The 24,786-nt window shown below is 73.4% G+C and carries 26 protein-coding genes; 18 read left to right on the top strand and 8 right to left on the bottom strand.

Annotated features, from left to right (window positions below):
* Nucleotides 1-5 precede the first annotated feature (5 nt).
* The 3 genes from ACZ6O5_RS30840 to ACZ6O5_RS30830 form a co-directional block, all read right to left on the bottom strand.
* Nucleotides 6-845 carry a class F sortase gene (locus ACZ6O5_RS30840; RefSeq protein ID WP_465981799.1) on the bottom strand — a complete coding sequence of 280 codons (840 nt, stop codon included), beginning with the start codon at nucleotides 843-845 and terminating at the stop codon, nucleotides 6-8.
* A 12-nt stretch (nucleotides 846-857) separates the two neighbouring features.
* A complete protein-coding gene (locus tag ACZ6O5_RS30835) occupies nucleotides 858-1,367 on the bottom strand; it encodes a hypothetical protein (RefSeq protein ID WP_465981797.1) in 510 nt (169 codons plus the stop codon).
* A 111-nt stretch (nucleotides 1,368-1,478) separates the two neighbouring features.
* Entirely contained in the window at nucleotides 1,479-1,925 is a 447-nt protein-coding gene (locus tag ACZ6O5_RS30830) for an Lrp/AsnC family transcriptional regulator (protein ID WP_405090886.1), read from the bottom strand.
* 141 nt (nucleotides 1,926-2,066) lie between these two features.
* Between ACZ6O5_RS30830 and ACZ6O5_RS30825 the strand changes: the two genes are divergently transcribed.
* The 11 genes from ACZ6O5_RS30825 to ACZ6O5_RS30775 all read left to right on the top strand — a co-directional run bounded on the left by ACZ6O5_RS30825 (nucleotide 2,067) and on the right by ACZ6O5_RS30775 (nucleotide 12,813).
* Nucleotides 2,067-2,951: a tryptophan 2,3-dioxygenase gene (locus tag ACZ6O5_RS30825; RefSeq protein ID WP_465981795.1), complete on the top strand. Its 885-nt coding sequence runs from the start codon at nucleotides 2,067-2,069 to the stop codon at nucleotides 2,949-2,951.
* Nucleotides 2,952-2,964: 13 nt separating this feature from the next.
* The gene (kynU, locus tag ACZ6O5_RS30820) at nucleotides 2,965-4,242 is read left to right on the top strand and encodes a kynureninase (RefSeq protein ID WP_465981793.1); all 1,278 of its coding nucleotides are present in this window, start codon (nucleotides 2,965-2,967) and stop codon (nucleotides 4,240-4,242) included.
* The gene (locus tag ACZ6O5_RS30815; RefSeq protein WP_465981791.1) at nucleotides 4,239-5,570 is read left to right on the top strand and encodes an FAD-dependent oxidoreductase; all 1,332 of its coding nucleotides are present in this window, start codon (nucleotides 4,239-4,241) and stop codon (nucleotides 5,568-5,570) included. The genes kynU and ACZ6O5_RS30815 overlap by 4 nt, the downstream gene beginning before the upstream one ends.
* Nucleotides 5,571-5,590: 20 nt before the next feature.
* Nucleotides 5,591-7,072 (top strand): 2-hydroxymuconic semialdehyde dehydrogenase, encoded by a 1,482-nt coding sequence (locus ACZ6O5_RS30810; protein WP_465981811.1) that lies wholly within the window; start codon nucleotides 5,591-5,593, stop codon nucleotides 7,070-7,072.
* A 168-nt stretch (nucleotides 7,073-7,240) separates the two neighbouring features.
* Nucleotides 7,241-8,038, top strand: a complete 798-nt coding sequence (locus tag ACZ6O5_RS30805) for a 2-keto-4-pentenoate hydratase (RefSeq protein ID WP_465981789.1) — start codon at nucleotides 7,241-7,243, stop codon at nucleotides 8,036-8,038.
* Complete coding sequence (locus ACZ6O5_RS30800; RefSeq protein WP_465981787.1) at nucleotides 8,035-8,964, top strand: acetaldehyde dehydrogenase (acetylating); 930 nt, start codon at nucleotides 8,035-8,037, stop codon at nucleotides 8,962-8,964. The genes ACZ6O5_RS30805 and ACZ6O5_RS30800 overlap by 4 nt, the downstream gene beginning before the upstream one ends.
* Nucleotides 8,961-10,022 carry a 4-hydroxy-2-oxovalerate aldolase gene (gene dmpG / locus ACZ6O5_RS30795; protein WP_465981785.1) on the top strand — a complete coding sequence of 354 codons (1,062 nt, stop codon included), beginning with the start codon at nucleotides 8,961-8,963 and terminating at the stop codon, nucleotides 10,020-10,022. Before ACZ6O5_RS30800 ends, dmpG begins: the two co-directional genes overlap by 4 nt.
* Entirely contained in the window at nucleotides 10,019-10,792 is a 774-nt protein-coding gene (locus ACZ6O5_RS30790; protein WP_465981783.1) for a 2-keto-4-pentenoate hydratase, read from the top strand. The genes dmpG and ACZ6O5_RS30790 overlap by 4 nt, the downstream gene beginning before the upstream one ends.
* Nucleotides 10,793-10,848: 56 nt before the next feature.
* Nucleotides 10,849-11,274, top strand: a complete 426-nt coding sequence (locus tag ACZ6O5_RS30785; protein ID WP_465981781.1) for a RidA family protein — start codon at nucleotides 10,849-10,851, stop codon at nucleotides 11,272-11,274.
* The gene (locus ACZ6O5_RS30780; protein WP_465981779.1) at nucleotides 11,267-11,791 is read left to right on the top strand and encodes a 3-hydroxyanthranilate 3,4-dioxygenase; all 525 of its coding nucleotides are present in this window, start codon (nucleotides 11,267-11,269) and stop codon (nucleotides 11,789-11,791) included. The genes ACZ6O5_RS30785 and ACZ6O5_RS30780 overlap by 8 nt, the downstream gene beginning before the upstream one ends.
* A complete protein-coding gene (locus ACZ6O5_RS30775; protein WP_425786063.1) occupies nucleotides 11,791-12,813 on the top strand; it encodes an amidohydrolase family protein in 1,023 nt (340 codons plus the stop codon). Before ACZ6O5_RS30780 ends, ACZ6O5_RS30775 begins: the two co-directional genes overlap by 1 nt.
* A 66-nt stretch (nucleotides 12,814-12,879) precedes the next feature.
* On the opposite strand, the gene ACZ6O5_RS30770 is transcribed toward ACZ6O5_RS30775, so the two are convergent.
* The gene (locus ACZ6O5_RS30770) at nucleotides 12,880-13,752 is read right to left on the bottom strand and encodes a poly(ethylene terephthalate) hydrolase family protein (RefSeq protein WP_465981777.1); all 873 of its coding nucleotides are present in this window, start codon (nucleotides 13,750-13,752) and stop codon (nucleotides 12,880-12,882) included.
* A 265-nt stretch (nucleotides 13,753-14,017) separates the two neighbouring features.
* Here ACZ6O5_RS30770 and ACZ6O5_RS30765 point away from each other — a divergent pair, with 265 nt between their 5' ends.
* The 3 genes from ACZ6O5_RS30765 to ACZ6O5_RS30755 are packed head-to-tail and all read left to right on the top strand — an operon-like array spanning nucleotide 14,018 to nucleotide 16,239.
* Nucleotides 14,018-15,481: an amidase gene (locus tag ACZ6O5_RS30765; protein WP_465981775.1), complete on the top strand. Its 1,464-nt coding sequence runs from the start codon at nucleotides 14,018-14,020 to the stop codon at nucleotides 15,479-15,481.
* Between the two features lie 55 nt (nucleotides 15,482-15,536).
* A complete protein-coding gene (gene ctaJ, locus ACZ6O5_RS30760; protein ID WP_465981773.1) occupies nucleotides 15,537-15,839 on the top strand; it encodes an aa3-type cytochrome oxidase subunit CtaJ in 303 nt (100 codons plus the stop codon).
* Nucleotides 15,826-16,239 (top strand): DUF5130 family protein, encoded by a 414-nt coding sequence (locus tag ACZ6O5_RS30755; protein ID WP_107155922.1) that lies wholly within the window; start codon nucleotides 15,826-15,828, stop codon nucleotides 16,237-16,239. The genes ctaJ and ACZ6O5_RS30755 overlap by 14 nt, the downstream gene beginning before the upstream one ends.
* A gap of 68 nt (nucleotides 16,240-16,307) precedes the next feature.
* Here the strand turns inward: ACZ6O5_RS30755 and ACZ6O5_RS30750 are convergent, their stop codons facing one another.
* Both ACZ6O5_RS30750 and pepN read right to left on the bottom strand, forming a co-directional pair.
* Nucleotides 16,308-16,871, bottom strand: coding sequence for a Uma2 family endonuclease (locus ACZ6O5_RS30750; protein ID WP_465981771.1), 564 nt, complete (start codon nucleotides 16,869-16,871; stop codon nucleotides 16,308-16,310).
* Nucleotides 16,872-16,955: 84 nt separating this feature from the next.
* The gene (pepN, locus tag ACZ6O5_RS30745) at nucleotides 16,956-19,502 is read right to left on the bottom strand and encodes an aminopeptidase N (protein ID WP_465981769.1); all 2,547 of its coding nucleotides are present in this window, start codon (nucleotides 19,500-19,502) and stop codon (nucleotides 16,956-16,958) included.
* Between the two features lie 229 nt (nucleotides 19,503-19,731).
* On the opposite strand from pepN, the gene ACZ6O5_RS30740 reads away from it, so the two are divergent.
* From ACZ6O5_RS30740 to ACZ6O5_RS30725, 4 genes are all read left to right on the top strand, one after another.
* Nucleotides 19,732-20,355 (top strand): mycothiol-dependent nitroreductase Rv2466c family protein, encoded by a 624-nt coding sequence (locus ACZ6O5_RS30740; RefSeq protein WP_465981767.1) that lies wholly within the window; start codon nucleotides 19,732-19,734, stop codon nucleotides 20,353-20,355.
* Between the two features lie 173 nt (nucleotides 20,356-20,528).
* Entirely contained in the window at nucleotides 20,529-20,873 is a 345-nt protein-coding gene (locus ACZ6O5_RS30735) for a hypothetical protein (RefSeq protein WP_465981765.1), read from the top strand.
* 129 nt (nucleotides 20,874-21,002) lie between these two features.
* Nucleotides 21,003-22,202 carry a DUF1015 family protein gene (locus tag ACZ6O5_RS30730; RefSeq protein WP_465981763.1) on the top strand — a complete coding sequence of 400 codons (1,200 nt, stop codon included), beginning with the start codon at nucleotides 21,003-21,005 and terminating at the stop codon, nucleotides 22,200-22,202.
* Nucleotides 22,203-22,278: 76 nt separating this feature from the next.
* Nucleotides 22,279-22,749 carry a ribose-5-phosphate isomerase gene (locus ACZ6O5_RS30725; RefSeq protein WP_465981761.1) on the top strand — a complete coding sequence of 157 codons (471 nt, stop codon included), beginning with the start codon at nucleotides 22,279-22,281 and terminating at the stop codon, nucleotides 22,747-22,749.
* A gap of 46 nt (nucleotides 22,750-22,795) precedes the next feature.
* Here ACZ6O5_RS30725 and ACZ6O5_RS30720 read toward each other — a convergent pair whose 3' ends face one another.
* Together ACZ6O5_RS30720 and ACZ6O5_RS30715 are read right to left on the bottom strand one after the other, a co-directional pair.
* Nucleotides 22,796-23,137, bottom strand: a complete 342-nt coding sequence (locus ACZ6O5_RS30720) for a hypothetical protein (RefSeq protein ID WP_465981809.1) — start codon at nucleotides 23,135-23,137, stop codon at nucleotides 22,796-22,798.
* A gap of 344 nt (nucleotides 23,138-23,481) precedes the next feature.
* On the bottom strand, nucleotides 23,482-24,702 hold the full coding sequence (locus ACZ6O5_RS30715; protein ID WP_465981759.1) for a GNAT family N-acetyltransferase: 1,221 nt from the start codon (nucleotides 24,700-24,702) through the stop codon (nucleotides 23,482-23,484).
* Between the last annotated feature and the right edge of the window lie 84 nt (nucleotides 24,703-24,786).

Below are 24,786 nucleotides of genomic sequence, written 5' to 3'. Positions count from 1 at the left end.
GCCGCTCAGCGCGCCCGCACCAGCGACGCGTAGACGACCAGGTTGTCGGCGTACCCGGTCTCGCCGCCCACCCAGCGACCACCGCAGGTGATCAGCCGCAGGTTGGGGCGGCTGAAGTCGCCGTAGACCTCCTGCACCGGCAGCTTCTCCTTGCCGTACCGCTCGATCGAGGTCACCTCGAAGACCGCCACCGACCGGTCCTGGCGGGTCACCTCGATCCGGTCGCCGTCGTCGAGTTCCCGCAGCCCGTGAAAGACGGCCGGGCCGGTGGTGGTGTCGACGTGACCGACGAGCACCGCCGGGCCGTACTGGCCGGGGGTCGGGCCCTGGTCGTACCAGCCGACCTCGCCGGCCCGGCTGACGTCCGGCACCGCGATGCTGCCGTCCGGCGCGATGCCCACCCGGTGCACCGGGGCACGCAGGTTCAGCTTGCCGATGGTCAGGTCGGTCGGCGGGCTGGCCGGCAGCACCGGGAACTTCTTCGGCGGTGGGCGCAGGCCGGCGACGATCCGGTCCGGCAGCACGCTCGCGCCGGTCACCCGCTCCACGCCGAGCATCGCCACGATCAGCACCATCAGGCCGGCCACCACCAGCACCGGGACGCCGGGGCCGGGCGTCGGGGCGTACCGGCGGGTGGTGGGCGTGGTGGTGCGGGCCGCAGCCGGGCGGACGTGCGGGTCGGCGGTGGTGACGCTGGCCGAGAACGCGTGCCCGGCGGCGCGGGTGAACCGGCGCGCGGCCCGGGACGTCACGCGGAGCGCGGCGCGCAGCCGCCCGGTCCGGTCCGGCGGGTCGGCGACGGGGCGAGTCCGGCCGCGGCGGGCGCGGCGCGTTGAGCGGGCCATGGCCGCGTCCCGTCAGACGCGGCCACCGGGCTTGCGGCGGGCACTCACGCCGGCCACCACGGCCACCGCGGCCAGGCCACCGACCAGCAGCAGCGAGCCGGTGCCCCGACCGCCCGCGGTGCCCCCGCCCCCGGTCGCCGGCCCCTTGCTCGGCTGCGACATGTTCAGCACGGTGAGCATGGTCGAGGCGGTGTTGCCGTTGGCGCAGTCCAGGTTCACCGGGTAGTCGCCGGGCGCCTTGTTGCCGGGCACGGTGACCGAGCCGGTGAGGAAGCCGTTGTTCGACCGCAGCGTCACCCGGCCGAACGCGTCCGAGGTGACCTGGGCCTGGCGGTTGTTGTTGGCGTCGCAGCCGGCCCGGAGGTTCACCCGCGAGCCCGCCTGGACGCTGTTCGGCGTCACCTCGATGAAGACACTCTCCCCGGCCCGGGCCGGTACGGCCGTGGTGAGGACGAACGCCGCGACCAGGCCGAGCAGGCCCAGTACGGATGACAGCGCGCGATGTGACAGGAGCCCTGGCATGATTCCCCCCTCCCGGTGCGACGGCGCACCGGAATCCTGCTGACGGGCAGCGGGGGCTGCCTTCCCGGCCGGCCGGGGAGTTAACCGGGGCCCGTTCCTCTACCGGAGGCGTTAACCGGGGGCCCCGCCTTTCACCACGGGGTGCCAGGAGAGGGGGGTGGAGAGGACCATCGTGCTGGAGGGCTGGCCGTAGGGGGCCAGGCGGTCTATGACGGCCTCGAAATCGCCCATCGAGGCGGCGGCGACCTTGAGCATGCTGCACGCGTCGCCGGTGATCCGGTGGATCTCCATGATCTCCGGCCACCGCGTCACCCGTGGGTCGTTGAGGATGCAGCGCGCGCCGTAACAGGACATCCGGATCAGCGCCAGCACGGTCCGCCCGGCCCGGGCCAGGTCCACGTGGGCGTGGTAGCCGGTGATCACCCCGGACTCCTCCAGCCGCCGGACCCGCTCGGCGACGGCCGGCGGGGACAGGTGCACCCGGCGGGACAGCTCGCTGAACGAGAGCCGGGCGTCGGCCTGGAGTTCCCGGAGCAGCGCCCAGTCCATGTCGTCCACGCGGCGGCCTTTCTTCCGTGAAGTCGGAGACCCGAGATGCTTTCGGCTCGTGAGGTCAGACCACCATACCGCCGTTGAACCGGCATTCCCTCGGCCCGCGTACCGGCGAGATCATGGCGATTACCCCGCGCACGGACGGAGATGACTGTGGAACAGACGACGGCGGTGCGCCCGGCCACCCCGCAGCAGCGGGCGGCCCGAGCGGCGCGCAACGGAGGCGAGCCGACGCTGGAGTTCGCCGAGCGCGTGCCGTACGACGCGTACGTGCACGCCAGCACGCTGCACCAGCTCCAGCAGCCGCTCAGCGACGACCCGGGCGAGATGTCCTTCCTGATGGTCAGCCAGATCATGGAGCTGTACTTCAAGCTGACCTGCCACGAGCTGCGGCACGCCCAGCGTGAGCTGCGGGCCAACCGGATCTGGGAGGCGCTGCCGCCGCTGCGCCGCGCCGCGCTGCACCTGGAGGGGCTCAACGCCGCCTGGCAGGGGCTGCGCTGGATGACGCCGGCCGACTTCAACCGCTTCCGGGACCGGCTGGGCGAGGGGTCGGGCTTCCAGTCCGCGATGTACCGGCAACTGGAGTTCCTGCTCGGCCTGCGGGACCCGGCGCTGATCCGACCGTTCCGCCGGCAGACCGACGTGCACGCCGAGCTGACCGCCGCGCTGGCCACGCCGAGCCTCTGGGACGACGTGGTGGCGCTGCTCGCCCGCCGTGGCTTCCCGCTGCCGGCCGAGCTGCTGGAGCGGGACGTCGCGGTCGAGCACGAGTCGCACCCGGCGGTCGAGGCGGCCTGGGTGCGCGTCTACGTCGACGGCGGCCCGGACAACCACCTGCGCCTGCTCGGCGACGCGCTCACCGAGGTGGCCGAGCAGTTCGGCGACTGGCGGTGGAACCACGTCAAGGCGGTGCAGCGCACCATGGGCGCGAAGGTCGGCAGCGGCGGTTCGGCCGGCCTGGCATGGTTGCAGCGCAGCATGGCCCGGGTGGTCTTCCCGGAGCTGTGGTCGGCCCGTACCGCGATGTGACCGGAGAAACACGATGATCACCCCCGAGAGCGAAGCCCACCGGCTCGACGCCGCCGACGCCGGTCACCGACACCTGTTCCACGTGCCGCCGGCCGAGGGCGGGCGGCACCCCGAGGTGGCGTACCTGGCCGGCAACTCGCTGGGCCTGCAACCCCGGGCCACCCGCGACGAACTCGTCGCCGACCTGGACGCCTGGCGTCGGCTGGGTGTGGAGGGGCACCTGGAGGCGGAGCGGCCCTGGCTGTCGTACCACGAATTGTTGACCGCGCCGGCCGCGCGACTGGTCGGCGCGCTGCCCACGGAGACCGTGGTGATGAACTCGCTCACGGTGGACCTGCACCTGCTGATGGTGAGCTTCTACCGGCCCGCCGGGGAACGCACGAGGATCGTCATCGAGGACAGCGCGTTCCCGTCGGACAGCTACGCGGTGCGCAGCCAGGCCCGGTTCCACGGCCTGGACCCGGACGCCACGGTGGTGCGGCTGAAGCCGCGCCCCGGTGCGGACACCCTGCGCACGTCCGACGTCACCGACTTCCTGGCGGCCGAGGGGCACACGGTGGCGTTGCTGCTGCTCGGCGGCGTCAACTATCTCACCGGCGAGCTGATGGACATCCCGGCGATCACCGCCGCCGGGCGGGCCGCCGGCGCGGTCGTCGGCTGGGACCTGGCGCACGCGGCCGGCAACGTGCCGCTGGCCCTGCACGACTGGGACGTCGACTTCGCCGCCTGGTGCTCCTACAAGTATCTGAACTCCGGTCCGGGCGCGCTGGCCGGCGTCTTCGTCCACGACCGCCACCTCGGCGACGCGTCGCTGCCCCGGTTCGAGGGCTGGTGGAGCACCGAGGCGGCCACCCGGTTCGAGATGACGCCGGTGTCCCGCCCGCCGGCCACCGTGGAGGCGTGGCAGATCTCCAACCCGCCGATCCTCGCGATGGGCCCGGTACGCACCTCGCTGGCGCTGTTCGACGCCGTCGGCATGCCCGCGTTGCGGGAGCGCAGCCTGCGGCTCACCGGCTGGCTGGAACGGCTGCTCGACGAGGTGACGCCCGGCCGGCCGCTGACCGTCATCACGCCGCGCGACCCGGCCCGCCGGGGTTGCCAGCTCTCCGTCCGGATTTCCTCGGGTAGTGCGAGCGAGCTGACCAAGCGGCTGCGGCACGAGCACGGCGTGATCGCCGACGCCCGGGAGCCGGACGTGGTCCGGTTCGCGCCGGTGCCGCTCTACTCGACGTACCACGACTGCTGGCGGGTCGCCGACGCGCTGGCCGCGACCGTGGAGGCCGCCTCATGAGCACGGAACGCGACGAGATCGCGGTGGTCGGCGCCGGGCTGGCCGGCTGCCTGCTGGCCTGCTTCCTGGCCCGGCGCGGCTACCCGGTGGCGCTCTACGAGCGGCGGGGGGACCCGCGCACCGGCACCGTCGAGCGCGGGCGCTCGATCAACCTGGCGCTCTCCGAGCGCGGCCTGGACGCGTTGCGCCGGATCGGCCTGGACGAGCAGGTGATGGCGGACGCGCTGCCGATGCGCGGCCGGATGATCCACCCGGTCGAGGGTGAGCCGCAGTTCCAGTCGTACAGCGTCTCCGGCGACCGGGCGATCAACTCGATCAGCCGGGGCGCGCTGAACAACGCGCTGCTCGACGCCGCCGCCGCGCTGCCGGGCGTGCGGGTCGCGTTCGACCACCGGCTGGTCGGCCTCGACCCGGTCGGCGGCGAGATGACGTTCGAGACCCCCGAGGGCAAGGTCACCGCCACCGCGTCGGTCGTCCTCGGCGCGGACGGCGCCGGCTCCGCGGTGCGCGGGCAACTGCTGGCGTACGGGGGGCTGACCGAGAGCCTGGACTTCCTCGACTACGGCTACAAGGAGCTGACCATCCCGCCGATCGGCGGGGAGTTCGCCCTGGACCCGGGCGCGCTGCACATCTGGCCGCGCGGCACGTCGATGATGATCGCGCTGCCGAACCCGGACCGCTCCTTCACCTGCACGCTGTTCTGGCCCACCCACGGCAGGAGCAGCTTCGCGTCGCTGAGCAGCCCGGCCGCGATCGAGCGGTTCTTCGCCGACCACTACCCGGACCTGGTCCCGCTCGCGCCGAACCTGGTCGACGACTACCAGCACAACCCGGTCGGCGTGCTCGGCACGGTGCGCTGCACGCCGTGGCAGGTGGCCGGCCGGGTCGGCCTGCTCGGCGACGCCGCGCACGCCATCGTGCCGTTCTACGGCCAGGGCGCGAACTGCGCGTTCGAGGACGTGGTCGAGTTGGACCGCTGCCTCGACGAGTGCGACGACGAGTGGGCCGCCGCGCTGCCGCTGTTCCAGCACCGCCGCCAGGACGACGCGGAGGCGATCGCCCGGATGGCGCTGGCCAACTTCGTGGAGATGCGGGACCAGGTCGCCTCGCCGGTGTTCCGGGCCCGCAAGACGGTCGAGCACGCACTGGAACGGGCGCTGCCCGGCCGCTACGTCTCCCAGTACGAGCTGGTCTCGTTCTCCACCACCCCGTACGCGCAGGTGCGCCGCCGGGTCCGCCGGCAGTACGCCGCCGTCGGCGCGGTCGCGGCCGGCGCGGTGGCGCTGCTGGCCGCCGGTGTCGGCGCGGCGTTGGGGAGGCGGCGGTGACGCGCTGGGACCCCCGGCTGATGACCGGGCACGCGCCGGACGGCCCCGGCCTGCTGCGCAACTTCGTCGGCGGCGCGTTCGTCGACGCCGGCCCCCGGTTCACCAAGCGCAGCCCGGTCACCGGCGAGCCGGTCTTCGAGGTGGCGGAGGCGTCGGAGTCGGTGGTCGACGACGCGGTGGCCGCCGGCCGGGCCGCGCTGCGCGGCCCGTGGGGCCGGATGGGGGAGCGGGAACGCGCCGAGGTGCTGCGCCGGGTCGCCGACGAGTTGGAGCGCCGCTTCGACGACCTGGTGGCGGCCGAGGTGGCGGACACCGGCAAGGCCATCTCGCAGGCCCGCACGCTGGACATCCCGCGCGGCGCGGCCAACTTCCGGGCGTTCGCCGAGATCGTGGCGACCGCGCCGACCGAGTCGTTCACCACGGTCACCCCGACCGGCGGCCGGGCGCTCAACTACGCGGTCCGCAAGCCGGTCGGTGTGGTCGCCGTCATCGTGCCGTGGAACCTGCCGCTGCTGCTGCTCACCTGGAAGGTCGCCCCGGCGCTGGCCTGCGGCAACGCGGTGGTGGTCAAGCCCAGCGAGGAGACGCCGGCGTCGGCCACGCTGCTGGCCGAGGTGATGGCCGCGGCCGGCGTGCCGGACGGCGTGTTCAACCTGGTGCACGGCTTCGGGCCCGGTTCGGCCGGCGAGCACCTGACCCGGCACCCGGGCGTGGACGCGATCACGTTCACCGGCGAGTCGGCCACCGGCAGCGCGATCATGCGGGCCGCCGCCGACGGCGTGAAGGCGGTCAGTTTCGAGCTGGGCGGCAAGAACGCCGGCCTCGTGTTCGCGGACGCCGACCTGGACGCGGCGGTCGCCGGCTCGGTGCGCTCCAGCTTCACCAACGGCGGCCAGGTGTGCCTCTGCACCGAGCGGATCTACGTGCAGCGGCCGGTCTTCGAGGAGTTCACCGCGCGGCTGGCGAAGCGCGCCGACGAGCTGGCGTACGGCTGGCCGGCGGACGAGGCCACGGTGAACATGCCGTTGATCTCGCACGCCCACCGGGACAAGGTGCTCGGCCACTACGCGCTGGCCCGTACCGAGGGCGCCGAGGTGCGCGCGGGCGGCGGCACGCCGCGTTTCGGCGACGCCCGCGACGGCGGCGCGTACGTGCAGCCGACCGTGCTCACCGGCCTCGGGCCGGACGCCCGGACCAACCGCGAGGAGATCTTCGGGCCGGTCGTGCACGTCGCGCCGTTCGACTCCGAGGACGAGGCGTACGCGCTGGCCAACGGCACCGACTACGGCCTGGCGGCGACCGTCTGGACCCGGGACGTGGGCCGGGCGCACCGGGCCGGGGCGCGGCTGGACGCCGGCATCGTCTGGGTCAACACCTGGTTCCTGCGTGACCTACGCACCCCGTTCGGCGGCGTGAAGGCGTCCGGGGTCGGCCGGGAGGGCGGCGTGCACTCGCTCGCCTTCTACTCGGAACTGACGAACGTCTGCGTGGACCTGGCGTGAGCGCGAGGAGTGAGCCGGGTTCGCGAGCCCCGCAGTCGCGAACGAAGGGTGGACCTGCGTGAGCGCGAGGAGTGAGCCGGGTTTGCGAGCCCCGCAGTCGCGAACGAGGGGTGGACCTGCGTGAGTGAGAATGGCCGGCAGCCCGAGGACCGTGAGCGAGGAGCCGACATGACCGTGGACATCGAGGCCGCCAACCGGGAACTGGCGGTGGCCCGGCAGGAGGGGAGACCCTGCCCGCCGCTGCGCGGCCGGCTGCTGCCGGAGGGCGACGTCGAGGCCGCGTACCAGGCGCAGCAGGTCTACACCCGGCAGCGGCTCGGCAAGGGGCACCGCCGGGTCGGCGCGAAGATCGGCCTGACCTCGCGGGCGGTGCAGGAGAGCTTCGGCGTCTTCCAGCCCGACTTCGGGATCCTCTTCGACGACATGGCCGTCGGCGACGGTGTGGAGGTGCCGATCGACCGGCTGCTCCAGCCCCGGGTGGAGGCGGAGATCGCGTTCGTGCTCGGCGTGGACCTGCCGGACGAGCGGGTCACCACCGTCGACCTGGTCCGGGCCGTGGACCACGTGCTGCCGGCCATCGAGATCGTCGACTCGCGGATCGTCGGCTGGGACATCTCCATCGTGGACACGGTCGCGGACAACGCGTCCAGTGGGCTGTTCGTGCTCGGCACCGCGCCGCGCCGGCTGGCCGACGTGGACCTGCGGCTGTGCGGCATGGTGCTGGAGCACGCCGGCGAGCCGGTCTCGGTCGGCGCGGGCGCGGCCTGCCTCGGCAACCCGCTGCACGCGCTGGCGTGGCTGGCCGGCACGCTGGCCCGCGCCGGTGACCCGCTGAAGGCCGGTGACGTGGTGCTGTCCGGGGCGCTCGGCCCGATGGTGCCGGTCACGCCCGGCGCCGCGTACGAGGCGCGGATCTCCGGGCTCGGCTCGGTGCGGACCTGTTTCTCGAAGGAGACCAGCTCATGAGTGTCGGCGTGGCGGTGCTCGGGTCGGGCAACATCGGCACCGACCTGATGATCAAGGTGCTCAGACTGAGTACCGAACTGCGGATGGTGGCGATGGCCGGCATCGACCCGGCCTCGGACGGGCTGGCGCGGGCCCGCCGGCTCGGCGTCACCACCACCGCCGACGGCGTCGACGGCCTCGTGGCGCTGCCCGAGTTCGCCGACGTGGAGCTGGTCTTCGACGCCACCTCGGCCGGCGCGCACCGCCGCCACGACGAGGTGCTGCGCGCACACGGCCGGACCGTGGTCGACCTGACCCCGGCCGCGCTCGGCCCGTACGTGGTGCCGCCGGTCAACCTGGACGAGCACCTGGCCGAGCCGAACGTCAACATGGTCACCTGCGGCGGGCAGGCCACCGTGCCGATCGTGCACGCGGTCGGCCGGGTCACCCCGGTCGCGTACGGGGAGATCGTCGCGTCGATCGCCTCGAAGTCGGCGGGGCCGGGCACCCGGGCCAACATCGACGAGTTCACCGAGACCACCGCGCGGGCCATCGAGGTGGTCGGCGGCGCCGAACGCGGCAAGGCGATCATCGTGCTGAACCCGGCCGACCCGCCGCTGCTCATGCGGGACACCGTCTACTGCCTCTGCCCGGACGCCGACGCCGACCGGGCCGCGATCGCCGCCTCGGTGGCCGACATGGTGCGGACCGTGCAGGAGTACGTGCCCGGCTACCGGCTCAAGCAGGAGGTGCAGTTCGACCCGGTGGACACGTACGCGCCGGTGCTCGGCCGGCACGTCTCCGGGCTCCAGGTCTCGGTGTTCCTGGAGGTCTCCGGCGCCGGGCACTACCTGCCCGCGTACGCCGGCAACCTGGACATCATGACGTCGGCCGCGCTGCGCACCGCCGAGCGGCTGGTCACGCTCCGGAAGGCGGCTGTGCGATGACCGACCTCTACATCCAGGACGTGACGCTGCGCGACGGCATGCACGCCATCGCCCACCGCTACACCGTCGACCAGGTCCGCACCGTCGCCGCCGCGCTCGACGCCGCCGGGGTGGCCGCCATCGAGGTCGCGCACGGCGACGGGCTGGCCGGCTCCAGCGTCAACTACGGCCACGGCGCGGCCTCCGACGCGGAGTGGATCTCGGCCGCCGCCGAGGTGCTGACGAACGCCCGGCTCACCACGCTGCTGCTACCAGGCATCGGCACCATCGCCGACCTGAAGGCGGCGAAGGCGCTCGGCGTGACGAGCGTGCGGATCGCCACCCACTGCACCGAGGCGGACATCAGCGCCCAGCACATCGCCTGGGCCCGGGAGAACGACATGGACGTCGCCGGGTTCCTGATGATGTCGCACCTGAACGACCCGGCCGGGCTGGCCGCCCAGGCCAGGCTGATGGAGTCGTACGGCGCGCACTGCGTCTACGTCACCGACTCCGGCGGCCGGCTGCTGATGTCCGACGTGGCGCAGCGCGTCGACGCGTACCGGCAGGTGCTGGCGCCGGAGACGCAGATCGGCATCCACGCGCACCACAACCTGTCGCTGGGCGTGGCGAACAGCGTGCTCGCGGTCGAGCACGGCCGCGTGCTCGGCGACGGTCCGCTCGGCTCGCCGTCCGGGCGCACCGTGCGGGTGGACGCGTCGCTGGCCGGCATGGGCGCGGGCGCCGGCAACGCCCCGCTGGAGGTCTTCGTGGCGGTCGCCGAGCTGCACGGCTGGAAGCACGGCTGCGACGTGTTCGCGCTGATGGACGCCGCCGACGACCTGGTCCGCCCGTTGCAGGACCGGCCGGTCCAGGTGGACCGGGAGACGCTCTCCCTGGGGTACGCGGGCGTCTACTCCAGCTTCCTGCGCCACGCCGAGCGGGCCTCGGCGAAGTACGGCGTGGACGTGCGCTCGATCCTGGTCGAGCTGGGTCGCCGCCGGATGGTCGGCGGCCAGGAGGACATGATCGTGGACGTGGCACTGGACCTGGCCGACGGCAAGGAGAAGACCTCATGATCGGGCCGGACGTCGCGGGGATCGCGGAGAAGCTGGGCGCGGCGGCCGACTCCGCCACCGCCATTCCGCAGCTCGCCGCCGAGACCGGCCTCGACGTGGACGCCGCGTACGCGGTGCAGGCCGCGTTGGTGCAGCGCCGCCTCGACCGGGGCGAGCGGCTGGTCGGGCTGAAGATGGGGCTGACCAGCAGGGCCAAGATGGCTCAGGTCGGCGTGGACGAGGTGATCTGGGGCCGGCTCACCGACGTGATGCGGGTGCCCGACGGCGGGACGGTCGACACCGGCGGCTTCATCCACCCCCGGGTCGAGCCGGAGGTGGCGTTCCTGCTGGACCGGCTGCCCGAGCCCGGCGAGCCGGTCGGCTCGTTCACCCGGGCGGTCCGCGCGGTCGCCCCGGCGATCGAGCTGATCGACTCCCGGTACGCGAACTTCACGTTCTCGCTGCCGGACGTGGTCGCGGACAACACCTCGGCCGCCGCGTTCGCGATCGGGCCCTGGTCACCGGTGCCCGACGGGCTGGACAATCTGGGTGTGCTGCTGGAGATCGACGGGCGGGTGGCGCAGGTCGGCTCGACCGCCGCCATCCTCGGTGACCCGCGCCGCGCGCTGGACGAGGGCCTGCGGCTGGCCGGCCGGTACGGTGTGCGGCTGCGCAAGGGCTGGGTGTTCCTGGCCGGCGCGGCCACCGCCGCGGTGCCGCTGCGTCCGGGCGCACACGTGCGGGCCGTGGTGGAGAAGCTCGGTTCCGCCTCCCTGAAGGCGCTCCCGTGAGCGCGAGGAGTGAGCCGGGTTTGCGAGCCCCGCGGTCGCGAACGAAAAGCGGCCCCGTGACCGCCCGCGTGGTGGCCGGGAAGGCCGTGCCGCGCGGCGCGTTCCCGCACGTCAAGGTGGCGGGCGGGTTCGTCTTCGTCTCCGGTACGTCGTCGCGCCGGCCGGACAACACGTTCGCCGGTGTGTCGGTGGACGAGTTCGGCACCACCGACCTGGACATCCGGGCGCAGACCCGGGCCGTGGTCGAGAACATCCGGGACCTGCTCCGGTCGGTGGGCGCGGAGCTGACCGACCTGGTGCAGGTCACCAGCTACCTGGTCAACATGAACGACTTCGGCGGCTACAACGAGGTGTGGGCGGAGTTCTTCGACGCCGCCGGGCCGACCCGGACCACGGTGGCCGTGCACCAGCTTCCGCACCCGCACCTGCTGATCGAGATGCAGGCCGTCGCCCTACTTCCGTCGGGAGGTTCCCATGAGTGAGATCGCCGAGCCGTTCAGCTTCTCCGGCTGGATCGGCGAGAACCAGCACCTGCTCAAGCCCCCGGTGGGCAACAAGGAGATGCTGCCCGGCAGCGACGACTTCATCGTCATGGTGGTGGGCGGGCCGAACCAGCGCACCGACTTCCACGTCGACCCGTACGAGGAGTTCTTCTACCAGGTCAAGGGCAACATGCACATCAACCTGATGACGCCCGAGGGGCCGCGTACGGTGCACGTGCGCGAGGGTCAGATGTGGATGCTGCCGCGCAACACCCCGCACTCGCCGCAGCGTCCGGAGGCCGGTTCGATCGGCATGGTGATCGAGCGGGTCCGCGAGGAGGGCACGCTGGAGAGGTTCCAGTGGTACTGCGCCGAGTGCAGCAACAAGGTGCACGAGGTCGAGTTGCAGGTGCGCGACATCGCCGCCGACCTGCCCCCGGTCTTCGCCGCGTTCTACGCCGACGAGAAGGCCCGCACCTGCGGCAACTGCGGCGCGCTGCACCCGGGCAAGGGCTGATGCCGGTGCCGGTCGTCGATGTGCACACGCACGTCGTACCGAAGGGATGGCCGGACCTCGACGCGGCCTGCGGCGGATCCGGTTGGCCCTGGTTGCGGGTCGACTCCGAGCGCGCCGCCATGATCATGGTGGGGGAGACGGAGTTCCGGCCGGTCGGCGCGGCGTGCTGGGACGCGCCCACCCGGCTCGCCGACATGACCACCGACGGCGTCGACGTCCAAGTCGTCTCGCCGACCCCGGTCTTCTTCGGCTACGACCGTCCGGCCGACCAGGCGGTCAAGGTGGCCCGGATCTTCAACGACCTCACGCTGGAGGTCACCGCCGCCGGTGGCGACCGGCTGGTGCCGTTCTGTCAGGTGCCGTTGCAGGACCCGGACGCCGCCTGTGCCGAGCTGGACCGCTGCCTCGCGGCCGGGCACGCCGGGGTGGAGATCGGCAACCACGTCGGCGACCGGGACCTGGACGACGCCGGCATCGTGGCGTTCCTGACCCACTGCGCGGAGGTCGGCGCGCCGGTCTTCGTGCACCCGTGGGACATGCCCGGCGGGCCCCGCCTGAACCGGTGGATGGCCCGCTGGCTGACCGGTATGCCGGCGGAGACGCACCTGTCGGTGCTGGCGTTGATCCTCGGCGGCGTGTTCGACCGGGTGCCGGAGACGCTGCGGATCTGTTTCGCGCACGGCGGGGGCAGCTTCCCGTTCTGGCTGGGCCGCGCCGACAACGCCTGGCACCGCCGCGGCGACCTGGTACGCGGCGCGTCCGCCGCGCCGCCCAGCTCGTACGTCGACCGGTTCAGCGTCGACTCGGTGGTGTTCGAGCCCGCCGCGCTGCGGCTGCTGGTGGACACCATGGGCGTCGACCGGGTGCTGCTCGGCAGCGACTACCCGTACCCGCTGGGGGAGCGGCCGGTCGGGCAGGTGGTGCACCGGTCCGACTTCCTCACCGACGCGCAGCGGACCGCGCTGCTGGGCGGCAACGCCCTGCGCTTCCTCGGCCTCGACCGGGGCGCCTTGCGGTCCTGACGGTCTGGGTGCGTCCGGGGTCGCCCCGGCGACCCCGGACGCACCCAGAGCCTCGGCGAGGCGGCGTCAGGAGTGCGGGCAGGTGTCGCGGTACTCCTCGATGGCGCTGCCCCGGGGCGCCGGGCAGAGGAACTGCTCGTAGCGGGTGTCGTCGTCGACGAACCGCTTGAGCCAGGAGATGCTGTACTTCGCGACCGTCACGTTCGGCGAGGTCGGCGCGGAGTGGGTCGCCGCGTTCAGCTCCAGGTACGCCTTGTCCAGGGTGGCCGGCAGGCTGGTGTAGAACGGCTCCGAGTGCGACGCCACCGGCGCCACCGTGTCGTTCTCGGCGCCGACGACGAGCGTCGGCACGCGTACCGACGACCAGTTCTTCACGGTGTGCCAACCGGTCAGCGGGATCGCCGCCTGGAGCGTGGGGCGGGTGTTGGCCGCGGACAGGCTGCCGCCGCCGCCCATCGAGTGCCCCATCACCGCGAGCCGGTTGCGGTCGATCCGGGTCCGTACCGTGCTGGTGGCGGTCAGGTAGTCCAGGGCGGCCAGGAGTTGGGTGCCCCGACTGGCCGGCTGGTCGTAGACGGAGAGCGTGTCGATGGTGATGACCACGAAGCCCTGGGAGGCCAGGCGCGGTCCGAGCCAGGCGACCGAGGACTGGCTGGCGGTGAACCCGGGGGAGACGGCCACCGCGCCGAACGTGCCCTCGGCGGTGCTGGTCGGGTAGTAGATGGTGCCACCCCGGAATCCGCTCACGGCCGACGCGGCGACCGTGGTCTGGGCGATGGCGAACGGACCCCGGGTGGCCTCGATGCTGGCCACCGTGGGCGCGGGACCCCGCTCGTAGGGGTTCGCGGCCAGCGCGGCGACCGGGGCGCCGTCGCGGGCCCCGGCCGGCGCGGCGGGCAGCGCGGTGAGCCCGGCGGCGGCCAGGGCGAGGGCGAGCAACGGGCGGAGGGTACGCGCGAGACGGCGGCGGTGGGCCGGCCGGCCCCGGGATGGGCGGTCGTGCGGGGTGGTGATGGGTTGCACGGCATGCTCCTGGCGGTGGTCGGGGTGAAAATCGATCGAAGCTGACCGATGAATTGATGGTCCGTGCCGCGTCCGTCGCGCGGCAATCCCGATCCGGTCATGCCAGCCGGGTATGGCCGGGCCGCCGCACGGCTAGACGTGTCGGCCGGCGATCCCGCCACGAAGCGGGCAGGATGGTGGCATGGCCGAGCCGCACGACCTGACCGCGCTGGAGCAGGCCGCCGCGATCCGCCGGGGCGAACTGTCCAGCCTGGAACTGGTCGAGCACCACCTGCGCCGGGTCGACTCGCTCGGCGACACCGTCGGCGCGTTCGTCACGGTCACCGCCGAGCGCGCCCGAGCCGCCGCGCGGGCCGCCGACGCCGTGCCGACGGACGCCCGCGGGCCGCTGCACGGGGTGCCGACCGCGATCAAGGACCTCACGCTGACCGCCGGCGTCCGGACCACGTTCGGCTCGGCCGCGTTCACCGACTTCGTCCCGTCCGTCGACGCCGACGTGGTGCGCTTCCTGGCCGGCGCCGGGCTGGTCAGCCTCGGCAAGACCACCACCTCCGAGCTGGGCTGCTCGCTCTACTCCGAGGGACGGGTCGCGCCGCCGGCCCGCAACCCGTGGGGCCTGGCGTACACCGCGGGTGGATCCAGCGGCGGCGCGGCGGCCGCGGTCGCCGCCGGCCTGGTGCCGGTCGCGCAGGGCTCCGACGGCGGCGGCTCGCTGCGCATCCCGGCCGCGCTCTGCGGCCTGGTCGGCCACAAGCCCAGCCGGGGCCTGGTCTCCGGCGGCCCGCTCGGCTTCGGCGCGTTCGGGCTGCCCACCAACGGCCCGCTCGGCCGCACCGTCGCCGACGTGGCGGCGCTGCTCGACGTGCTGGCGCAGCCGGTGCCCGGCGAGCCCTACCTGCCGCCGGCCGCGCCCGCCGGCGGCTACCTCGGCGCCGCCCGCGCCGCCGGGCCCGGCCGGCTGCGGGTCGGACGCTTCATCACCGGAATGCTCGCCGACGAGCCGGTCCACCCCGACTGCGTGGCCGCCGTCGACCGGGCCGCCGCGCTGCTCGCCGACGCCGGCCACGACGTGGTCGAGGTTCCCGCGCCGCTCGGCCCGGAGGCGTGGCCGATGTTCGAGACCGTCTGGTACGCGCTGGCGCTCGCCCCCGTCCCGGCCGGTCGGGAGGGCGAGCTGCTGCCGCTGACCCGGTTCCTGCGCGAGCGGGGCGAGGCGATCGGCGCCGCCCGACTGATGGCCGCGCTCGGCGAACTCCAGGCCCAGGTCCGCCGGGGCGCGCGCCGGACCGCCGGCTGTGACCTGCTGCTCTGCCCCACGCTGACGGCCCCGCAGGCACCTGTCGGCGCGTTCGCCGCGCTCGACCCGGCAACGGATTTCGACAGGCAGCGGCGTTTCTCGCCGTACTGCGCGGTCTTCAACGTCACCGGCGACCCGTCCGTTTCGCTGCCGGTCGGCCGGACCGCCGACGGCCTGCCGGTCGGGGTGCTGCTCACCGGCCGGTACGGCGACGACGCCACGCTGATCGCCACTGCCGCGCAACTGGAGCACTGCTGTGGCGGGTGGGATCAGCACCCCGCAATCTGGCGGGCCGTCGACTCCGCTAACGTGAACATCACAAGCGAGGTCGGGCGCGGCCCGTCGTGACCGTCCACCCGACCCGGAACATTCCTGGTCTCTCTTCCGCCTGGGGGCGTTGGGATTGTCTGTTACCGAGACGTTGGTGGTCTTCGTCGGCATCCCGGTCGCCGCGGTGCTGGTGATCGCCGGTCTGGCGGCCGCCGGCAGCCGTGGCCACGGTGGCGGCGCCAAGCGCTACCGGCCGGGTCGGTCCTTCGACTTCACTCCGGTCTGGTTCCTGGGCCGCCCGGAGCAGCTGGCCGACTCGGCCGGCACCGCGCTGACCGCCGGCGCGCAGGCGCCGGCGCTGACCAGCCACAAGCAGGAGCAGGCCGGCCGGGAGGCGCCGGCCGGTGGAACCGGAGGCGCAAGTGACCGTTGGTGAAGCGCGGCCCACGACCGGGACGGGCACCCCGCCCGACGTGCTGGACGGGCCGTTCTCGACCCGGCAGCTCCTCCGCATCGACGAGGCGCTCCGCCTGGCCGACCAGGGCACCGGCCTGGTCTTCTCGGTCTACGTGGGCGGCCTCGACGAGCCGATCCGGGAGCACGCCGAGCGGCTGCACCGGCAGCTCGCCGAGCCGGACAAGTCGGTGCTGATCGCGGTGTCGCCCAACCAGCGGCAGCTGGAGATCGTCACCGGCAAGTACGCGCGCAAGCGCATCCCGGACACGTACGCGAAGCTGGCCGCGCTCTCCATGGTGGCGTCCTTCGGCGGCGGCGACCTGGCCGGCGGCGTCATCCAGGGCCTCGACCAGCTCGCCAGCCACGCCGGCAAGGGCTGAGCAGCCGACCGCACACACGATGAAGCCCGGCCCGCGCGGTAACGCGTGGGCCGGGCTTTCTCGTCGGCTCAGCGGGGCCAGGCGGAGGGGTCCAGCCGCATCGGCCACGGCTCGTCGATGTGCGCCGGATCGTCGGGGCCGAGAGTCCCGACCAGGTCGTAGTGCACGCCCTTGACCAACTGGTAGCGGTAGAGGACAGGGCCGAAGTCCCCCTGCTCAACCCGCCAGTAGTGCGGGATGCCGGCCTCGGCGTAGAGCGCGGGTTTGGTGAACCGGTCATGCCGTCGGCTGTTGGGCGACTCCACCTCGATGACCAGGGCGACGTGCGCCGGTTCTGCCCACATCTGCTTCCGAGGTGCACCCGACCTGAGCACGGTGATGTCCGGGATCAGATTGCCCTCGGGTACCCGTACTCCGATCTCGCGAATCACCCGCCACCCCTCCGGGGCGACTTGGCGCAGGGCCATCCGGATGTCGTCCGCGAGTTCGTGGTGCTCCGGCAGGGCCGGTGGGGTCACGTGCAGACTCCCGTCGATGATCTCGTAGCGGTTACCGTCCTCGGGCAGGTCGGACAGATCCTGCTCCTGCCACGGTCGTTCCGGTGGGCGCCACTCATGGGTCGGCTGTGCCATCACGTCCACCTCCTCCGTACACGATAAAGGGCCGGGGCCGGCGCGGGCTTCCACCCGCGCCGGCCCCGGCCGTCGTACCCCTGCTCAGGCGCTGCGGGCGTCCCGCTCGCGGGCCTTCAACGCGCGGACCACGCCGTCACGGCCCTCGGCCACCAGCCGGCGCAGCGACGCCGGCTGACCGTCGCGGGCCAGCCACGCGTCGGTGGCCGCGACGGTGTCCTCGTCGACCAGGTACGCCGGGTAGGCGAGCTGCACGAACTCCTGCGCCGGCTCGCTGTCCCGCTGCGCCCACACCTGGTCGACGGCGGCGAAGTAACGCTCCCGGTAGGGCGCGGTCAGCTCCACCTGCGCCGGGTGGGTGAGGCCCTGCAACAGCGCGCGGTTGCGCCAGTTGGGCAGCGCGTCCGGGCCGGTGAGCTGCGCCCACACCGCGGCCTTGTTCGCCTCGGTCGGCACCAGCGCGTACGCGTACGCGGCCTCCCGCTCGCCGCTGGCGGTGCGGTCGCTCGCCAGCTCGGCCTCCACCTCGGCGGCCCCGGCCGCGCCGTTGGCGACAAGCGACTGGAGCACGGTCCACCGCAGCTCGGTGTCGACGGTCAGGCCGGCCGGCACCCCGCTGCCGTCCAGCCAGCCGCGCAGCGTCGCCAGGTCCTCGCCGGAGCGGGCCGAGGAGGCGTACGCCCGGGCCCAGGCGAGCTGGAAGCCGCTGCCCGGCTCCGCCGCGGCCAGCGCGGTCCGTGCGGTCCGGGCCAGGTCGGCCCAGCCGGTCGGCGCCCACTCCGGGTCGGCGTAGAACGTGAGCGCGGTGGACGCCTGCCGCAGTGTGGCGGTCACCAGGTTGATGTCGGTCTCGGCGGTCAGCCCGGCCAGCACCAGCGCCACGTAGTCGCGCGCCGACAGCTCGGCGTCCCGGGTCATGTCCCAGGCGGCCGTCCAGCACAGCGCCCGGGCCAGCGACGAGTCGAAACCGGCGATGTGCTGCACCACTGTCGACATGGACCGCTCGTCCAGCCGCAGCTTGGTGTAGGTGAGGTCCTCGTCGTTGAGCAGCAGCACGTCGGCCGCGGGCCGGCCGTGCAGCGCGGACAGCTCGGTCAGCTCACCGGTCACGTCCACCTCGACCAGCTCGCGCCGGACCAGCCGGCCGTCGGTCAGGTCGTAGAGGCCCACCCCGATCCGGTGGGTCCGCAGCGTCGGGTGCCCGGCCGGCGCCTCCTGCCGCACCACCACCCGCTCGTACGCACCGTCGGCGCCGATGGCCACGTCCGGGCGCAGCGTGTTGACCTGCGCGGTCTCCAACCACTGGGCGGCGAACTTGCGCAGCTCCCGGCCGGAGGCCGCCTCCAGCTCGGAGAGCAGGTCGTCGAAGGTGGCGTTGCCCCAGGCGTGCTTGCCGAAGTAGGCCCGCAGGCCGGCCACGAACGGCTCCTCGCCCACGTACGCGACGAGCTGCTTGAGCACGCTGGCGCCCTTGGCGTACGTGATGCCGTCGAAGTTGACCTCGACCGCCTCCAGGTCCGGCATCTCGCAGTAGACCGGGTGGGTGGAGGAGAGCTGGTCCTGCCGGTAGCCCCAGTTCTTCCGGATCGACAGGAACGTCGTCCAGGCGTCGGTGAAGCGGGTGGCGTGGGTGTTGCACCAGTGGCTGGCCCACTCGGCGAACGACTCGTTCAACCACAGGTCGTTCCACCAGCGCATGGTGACCAGGTCACCGAACCACATGTGCGCCAGCTCGTGCAGGATCGTGTTGGCGCGCTGCTCGTACTCGAAGTCGGTGACCTGCGACCGGAAGATGTAGTGCGACTCGGCGTGCGTGACGCAGCCGAAGTTCTCCATCGCGCCGGCGTTGAAGTCCGGCACCCAGAGCTGGTCGTACTTCGGCAGCGGGTAGCGCACGCCGAACTTCTCCTGGAAGAAGTCGAAGCCCTGCGTGGTGATCAGGTGCAGGTCGTCCGCGTCGAGGTGAGGCGCCATGCTGGCCCGGCAGAAGTAGCCCATGTCGATGCCGTCGTGGGTGTGGCGCACCTCGTGGTACGGCCCGGCGCACAGCGCGGTGATGTAGGTGCTCATCCGCTCGGAGCGGGCGAAGTGCAGCGTCTTCATGCCCTCGTCGGCGGCCTCCTCGCGGGCCACCGGCATGTTCGACACGACCTTCCAGTGGTCCGGGACGGTGGCGTGCCAGGTGTAGACGCTCTTCAGGTCGGGCTGGTCGAAGCAGGCGAAGACCCGCTGCGCGTCGGCGGTCTCGAACTGGCTGTACAGGTAGGTCTCGCCGTCGACCGGGTCGACGGTGCGGTGCAGGCCCTGCCCGCTGTTCGAGTAACCGAAGTCGGCGTCGACCACGAGGACGTTCTCGGCGGCCAGGCCGGTCAGCGTGAGACCCTGCTCGGCGGACCAGTCGGACAGGTCGACCGGCTCACCGTTCAACGTGGCCGACCGCACCGTGTCGGCGGCGGCCTCGATGAACGTGGTCGCCCCCGGCTCGGCGCAGCGGAACCGGACCTCGGTCACCGAGCGGAACGTGCGGCCGGTGGGCTGCACGGCGGTCGACAGGTCGAGGCTGATGTCGTACCCGGTCACCTCGAGCAGGCGGGCCCGCTCGATCGCCTCGACCTGGGTCAGGTTGCGCACTCCCGGCACTGTTCGTCTCCATCCCAGTCGTCTCGCCGCGCCCCGCGGCACCGGCCTCCCCGTCCGCTCGTGACGGGCGGTCCGAAACCGAGTCTTCCATGCAGACGCCCCATTCGGCGGCCGAGGTCAGGCTCTCATTCGGGTGCGTGTCGATGGGGTGCGGGGTGAGACTCGACAGGAGAAGGCGCCGGGAGCCGGCGCGGGGGGGAATACTCGAAGGGACGATACCGTGACCGAACGTATCACCGCGGACATGTGGTTCGACCCGCTCTGCCCGTGGGCCTGGATCACCTCCCGTTGGCTGCTCGAGGTCGAGCAGGTCCGGGACGTGGACATCCGGTTCCACGTGATGAGCCTGTCCGTGCTCAACGAAGGCCGGGACCTGCCCGAGGAGTACCAGGACATCATGCGCAAGGGCTGGGGTCCGGTACGGGTGTGCATCGCCGCCGAGCAGGCGCACGGCGCCGAGAAGCTGGCGAAGCTCTACACCGCCATGGGCACCCGGATCCATCTCGGTCGGCAGGACCTGGACCGGGACATGCTGGTCGGCGCGCTCACCGAGGTCGGGCTGGACCCGGCGCTCGCCGACGCCGCCGAGTCGACGCAGTACGACGACGCGTTGCGGGCCAGCCACGAGGCCGGCATGCGTCCGGTCGGCACCGAGGTCGGCACCCCCGTGGTGCACGCGCCCGGTCCGGACGGCGGTCAGGTCGCGTTCTTCGGCCCGGTGATCACGCCGGCGCCGAAGGGCGAGGCCGCCGGCCGGCTCTGGGACGGCGTGCTGCTGGTCAGCGCCACCCCCGGCTTCTACGAGTTGAAGCGCACCCGCACCCAGAACCCCATCTTCGACTGAGGTGCAAGGAGGGGCCCCCGCTTAACGCCTCCGGTATAGGCGGGGGCCCCTGCTAACACCCGCCGAGCCCCGCGCCCGCCCGTCACCGGGCCGGTGCGGGGCTCGTTTCACCGGGTGTCCCAGCCGGCGGCCCGCTTCCGGCCGCACCACGGCAGCTCCTGGAGGCGTTCTGAATGGGTAAGCACCGCCGCCTGTCCGACGACGCGACGCAGCCGGCGACCGAGGATTCCGGTGCGACGTACTGGTCGGTGGCCGAAGGTGACTGGCCCGCCGGGCCGGCCGGGCTGGCCGACCTGCTGGCCCCGCCGATCGTGGTCGGGGTGGCCCGGGTGGTGGCCACCTCGCGGATCACCCCGCCCGAGGCGGACCGCCCCGCCCGCGTTCCGACCCGGTTCGGCCCCGCCGCCCCGCCGGTCGCCGCCGGGGCGACGACGGTACGCCTCAACGCCGGCTCCCGCCCGTCCACGCCACCCCGTCGACCGGCCGGTCCCGGCCGCCACCGTGACCCCGTCGCGTGAGCCGCCCGGCTGTTGAGAAGGGGCCCCACCTCTACCTGAGGCGTTAACCGGGGGCCCCTCCTTTCACCTGGTGGAAGGAGGGCGAGTCCGGTGAGGGGGGCGGGGCGGGCGCGGGTAGCGTCAGCGGACATGACGGTCGTGCATCCGATCGCCCGGGCCTGGATCACCACTGGCGGCACCGGCGCGCAGAACTACGACGAGTTCGCCGACGACGCGGAGATCACCGCCATCGTCGAGGCGAATCCGCACAGTGCCCTGGGCATCGAGATGCCCCACCGGGCCCCGGGCAGCCTGGGGAAGTCCTTCCTCGACGCGCTCCCGGACGCGGTGTCCCGCCTCGCCGAGGCCAAGGCGGACGGCAGCTACACCCCGGCCGAGCAGGTGGTGGTGCTCTACCGGATCAGCGCGCCGGGGGAGGAGAACGCGTACGGGCTGTGGGCCATGGTCGACACCGACCAGATCTCCACCCGCGCCGAGGAGCCGGGCCTGGTGATCCGCAACGAGGACGTGTTCATCGCCAAGGTGCGGGAGCGCGTCGCGCTGGCGGAGGCCGTCGGCCACCTGCTCTCACCCGTACTCCTGCTCCAGACCGGACGCGGTGACGAGCTGCACGCGGCGCTCGCGGCGGCGACCGAGACGGCCGGCGCGCCCGCCGCGACCGACGTCGACCAGTCCGGCCGGACGCACGCCATCTGGCTGGTCGGCCCCGGCCCCGCACAGGACGAGCTGACCGCGCTGGCCGGCGGCGGCGAGCTGGTGGTCGCGGACGGCAACCACCGCAGCCTGGCCGCGCAGACCGGCGGTTTCCCGCGCTTCCTCGCGGTGGTCACCACCCCCGCGTCGGTCGCCATCCAGCCCTACAACCGGCTGGTCAGCGAGCTGACCACCACCCCCGACGAGCTGCTCGACCGGCTCCGCGCCGCCGGCGCCGAGGTCACCGAGGCCGCCGGCCCGGTCGGCGTCCCGGCCACCGGCGGCGTCGTGCACCTGCACCTCGCCGGCCGGGGGTACGCGGTGACGCTGCCGCACGTCGGCGCCGGCCGGCTGGAGAACCTCGACCACGCGCTCGTCGAGCGGCTGCTGCTGCGCGACGCGCTGGGCCTGGACCCGGGCGACAAGCGGATCACGTACGTGGGCGGCGACTACCCGGCGAGCTGGCTCACCGGTGAGGTCGACGCCGGCCGGGCCGAGCTGGCCGTGCTGGTGGCGCCGGTGACCGTGGACGACTTCGTCGCGGTCAACCTGGCCCGGGAGAAGATGCCGCGCAAGAGCACCTGGTTCACCCCGAAGGCGCGGGCCGGCCTGGTCGTCGCCGAGCTGCCCCGCTGAGCACCCGTGTGACGAATCCGCCTCCGGGTCGCCGCCCGCGCGTCGGCCCGGGGGCGGGCCTGTCAGACTGCGCGGTATGCGCGTCTATCTGGGATCCGACCACGCCGGTTTCGAGCTGAAGGTGCACCTGGCCAACCACTTGGCCAAGCAGGGCTACGAGGTGGTGGACGTGGGTCCGCACGCCTTCGACCCGGACGACGACTACCCGGCGTTCTGCCTGCACACCGGCGACCGGGTGGTCGGCGACCCGGGGAGCCTCGGCGTGGTGATCGGCGGGTCCGGCAACGGCGAGCAGATCGCCGCGAACAAGGTGGCCGGCGTCCGGGCGGCGCTGGCCTGGAACATCGACACCGCGCAGCTGTCCCGGGAGCACAACGACGCCAACGTGGTCGCGATCGGCGCGCGACAGCACACGCTGGACGAGGCAACCGCCCTGGTCGAGGCGTTCCTGACCACGGTGTTCTCCGGCAATCCCCGGCACAGCCGGCGCATCGCCCAGGTGGCCGACTACGAGCAGAGCGGCCGGCTGCCCGAGCTGCCGGCCTGACGCGTCCGGCCGGGCGCCGGGAACCCGGCGCGGCCCGGCGTGGTGGTCAGCGTCCGCCGCGCGGCAGGTCCTCGCGGGGCACCCAGTTGCGGCGCACCAGCACCACCCGTGCCTCGGCCGCGGCGAGGTCGTCCTCGCTGGGGCGGGCGGCGTCCCGGGCCCGCAGCGCGGCGGTGACGCTCACCTGCGACGACCCCGAGCCGACGAGGCCGCGTAGCCCTCGTTCGCCGTCGTCGGCGGACGGGGCGCCGCGACGCCCGCGAGGCTCCGACGATTCCAGCTCGGCGCGTCTGACGCCGCGCGACGCCCTGGGGCCGTCGTCCGACGATTCCAGCTCGGCGCGTCTGACGCCGCGCGACGCCCTGGGGCTGTCGTCCGACGATTCCAGCTCGGCGCGTCTGACGCCGCGTGGCGTCCTGGGGCTGTCGTCCGACGATTCCGGTTCGGTGCGCCTGGTGCCGCGTGGCGGTCGGGGGGCGACGTCGTCGTCGACGGCGGCCGTGGCCGCGCTGGTCTCCCCGGCCGCCGACGGCTCGGTCGCCTCGCCGTGATGCCGCAGTCTCCGCCGCCGCCGCTCCGCCTCACCCACCCCCCGACCGTACCGCCCGACCGCGCCGCCCACCGGCCTCGTCCGTCCGCGTCCACGCCGGACGATCATGAAGTTGGCAGGGACGATCCGGACACACCGCACCGCCAACTCATGATCGTCGACGAGGCGCGGGACCGGATGGGTCAGAAGTTCTCCATCGGGGACGGGGCACGGTGCCAGGTGAAGGCGGGGGTGGCGACGGTCAGCGTGTTCGGGAGCAGTTCGCGGACGCGGCCGGCGGCGGCCAGCGCGGCCGGCGTGGTGCCGCCCAGCAGAAGTTCGCCGAGCGCGCGGACGTCGCAGGCCAGCCCGGCCGGCGCGGTGGTGGCCGTGCACTCGGCGCCGGCCGGCCCGCCGGTCAGCCGCCACCGGCCGGTGTTCTCCGGCAGCAGTTCGTCGGTGACCTCGATCACCACGTCCACGTCGGTGGCGTACCGGCGGGCGGCGAGCGCGGCCGGCACGTCCACCACCCGCACCCAGAGCGCGTCGGCGAGCTGCGGGGCCAGTTGGCGCGGCTCGTCCACCAGGCGCAGCAGCGGCTCGTCCACGGCGGCGGTCGGGAACGACAGCCGCCGGGTCAGGTCGACCGAGAGCAGCAGCCGCCACAGCGCCAGCGACGCCTCCGGGGTGACGGCCACCACCTCGCCGACCTGCACCTCGCCCCGGGGGACGTCGCCGACCCAGTCCTCCTTCGTCCGGTAGAGCGCATAGCCGTCGAGCCCGTCCGGCCCGTCGTGCAACAGCACCCGGCGCTCCGTGGCGCCGCCCCGGCGTCCCTTCGCGTCCAACAGCACGTACGCCCACCAGCGCTCGTCCCGTCGGGACCAGCCGGGGCGGTCGGCGCGCGCCCGCTCGTACAGCCGGGCCAACTCGTCGGTGTGCGGGGCCGGCCGGTCCAGGCGCAGCGTGCCCTCGGCGGGCGTCGGGGCGGGCAGCCGCAGCCCGGTGGTGTCCGCGGTCAGCATCAGCCGCTGCGCCGCCGAGCCGTAGCCGAAGCGGGGATAGATGCGGCCCTCGCTGGCCCAGAGCACCGCGACCGGCTCCCGCCCGGCGTCGCGGATCTCGCGCAACTGCCGCCGCATCAGGTTGGTGAGCAGACCGCGACGGCGATGCGTCGGGGCGACCGCCACCATGCTGACGTGCGCGGCCGGCACGCTTCCGCCCGGTACGGCCAGGTCGCGGCTGAACGCGCCGGCGTGCGCGACCGCCGTCCCGCCGTCGCGGATCAGCAGGGAGCGTTCCGGCTCGAAGATCGGGCGCTCGACCTCCTGCACCTCGGGGTCGGTGTCGCCGTGGAAGCAGAGCGCCAGGAAGGCGGCGATCTCGTCGAAGTCGTCGGCCCGGGGCACCACCGCGTCGGTCATCGCCCGTGTCTACCCCATCCCCGCCGGGGTCGGCACCCTATTTGCCGGGTGGCTACCCTCGACAGCGGAGGCGGACGTCGGTCG

It is taken from the genome of Micromonospora sp. NPDC049201, from assembly GCF_055586805.1.
This window is presented reverse-complemented; position numbering and strand designations above follow the sequence as displayed.

What these genes read in the sequence shown, in the direction of transcription:
- ACZ6O5_RS30840 (WP_465981799.1), bottom strand. Translation starts at nt 845, where the DNA reads ATGGCCCGCTCAACGCGCCGCGCCCGCCGCGGCCGGACTCGCCCCGTC.
- ACZ6O5_RS30835 (WP_465981797.1), bottom strand. Translation starts at nt 1,367, where the DNA reads ATGCCAGGGCTCCTGTCACATCGCGCGCTGTCATCCGTACTGGGCCTG.
- ACZ6O5_RS30825 (WP_465981795.1), top strand. Translation starts at nt 2,067, where the DNA reads ATGACTGTGGAACAGACGACGGCGGTGCGCCCGGCCACCCCGCAGCAG.
- kynU (WP_465981793.1), top strand. Translation starts at nt 2,965, where the DNA reads ATGATCACCCCCGAGAGCGAAGCCCACCGGCTCGACGCCGCCGACGCC.
- ACZ6O5_RS30815 (WP_465981791.1), top strand. Translation starts at nt 4,239, where the DNA reads ATGAGCACGGAACGCGACGAGATCGCGGTGGTCGGCGCCGGGCTGGCC.
- ACZ6O5_RS30810 (WP_465981811.1), top strand. Translation starts at nt 5,591, where the DNA reads ATGACCGGGCACGCGCCGGACGGCCCCGGCCTGCTGCGCAACTTCGTC.
- ACZ6O5_RS30805 (WP_465981789.1), top strand. Translation starts at nt 7,241, where the DNA reads ATGACCGTGGACATCGAGGCCGCCAACCGGGAACTGGCGGTGGCCCGG.
- ACZ6O5_RS30800 (WP_465981787.1), top strand. Translation starts at nt 8,035, where the DNA reads ATGAGTGTCGGCGTGGCGGTGCTCGGGTCGGGCAACATCGGCACCGAC.
- dmpG (WP_465981785.1), top strand. Translation starts at nt 8,961, where the DNA reads ATGACCGACCTCTACATCCAGGACGTGACGCTGCGCGACGGCATGCAC.
- ACZ6O5_RS30790 (WP_465981783.1), top strand. Translation starts at nt 10,019, where the DNA reads ATGATCGGGCCGGACGTCGCGGGGATCGCGGAGAAGCTGGGCGCGGCG.
- ACZ6O5_RS30780 (WP_465981779.1), top strand. Translation starts at nt 11,267, where the DNA reads ATGAGTGAGATCGCCGAGCCGTTCAGCTTCTCCGGCTGGATCGGCGAG.
- ACZ6O5_RS30775 (WP_425786063.1), top strand. Translation starts at nt 11,791, where the DNA reads ATGCCGGTGCCGGTCGTCGATGTGCACACGCACGTCGTACCGAAGGGA.
- ACZ6O5_RS30765 (WP_465981775.1), top strand. Translation starts at nt 14,018, where the DNA reads ATGGCCGAGCCGCACGACCTGACCGCGCTGGAGCAGGCCGCCGCGATC.
- ACZ6O5_RS30750 (WP_465981771.1), bottom strand. Translation starts at nt 16,871, where the DNA reads ATGGCACAGCCGACCCATGAGTGGCGCCCACCGGAACGACCGTGGCAG.
- ACZ6O5_RS30735 (WP_465981765.1), top strand. Translation starts at nt 20,529, where the DNA reads ATGGGTAAGCACCGCCGCCTGTCCGACGACGCGACGCAGCCGGCGACC.
- ACZ6O5_RS30730 (WP_465981763.1), top strand. Translation starts at nt 21,003, where the DNA reads ATGACGGTCGTGCATCCGATCGCCCGGGCCTGGATCACCACTGGCGGC.
- ACZ6O5_RS30725 (WP_465981761.1), top strand. Translation starts at nt 22,279, where the DNA reads ATGCGCGTCTATCTGGGATCCGACCACGCCGGTTTCGAGCTGAAGGTG.
- ACZ6O5_RS30715 (WP_465981759.1), bottom strand. Translation starts at nt 24,702, where the DNA reads ATGACCGACGCGGTGGTGCCCCGGGCCGACGACTTCGACGAGATCGCC.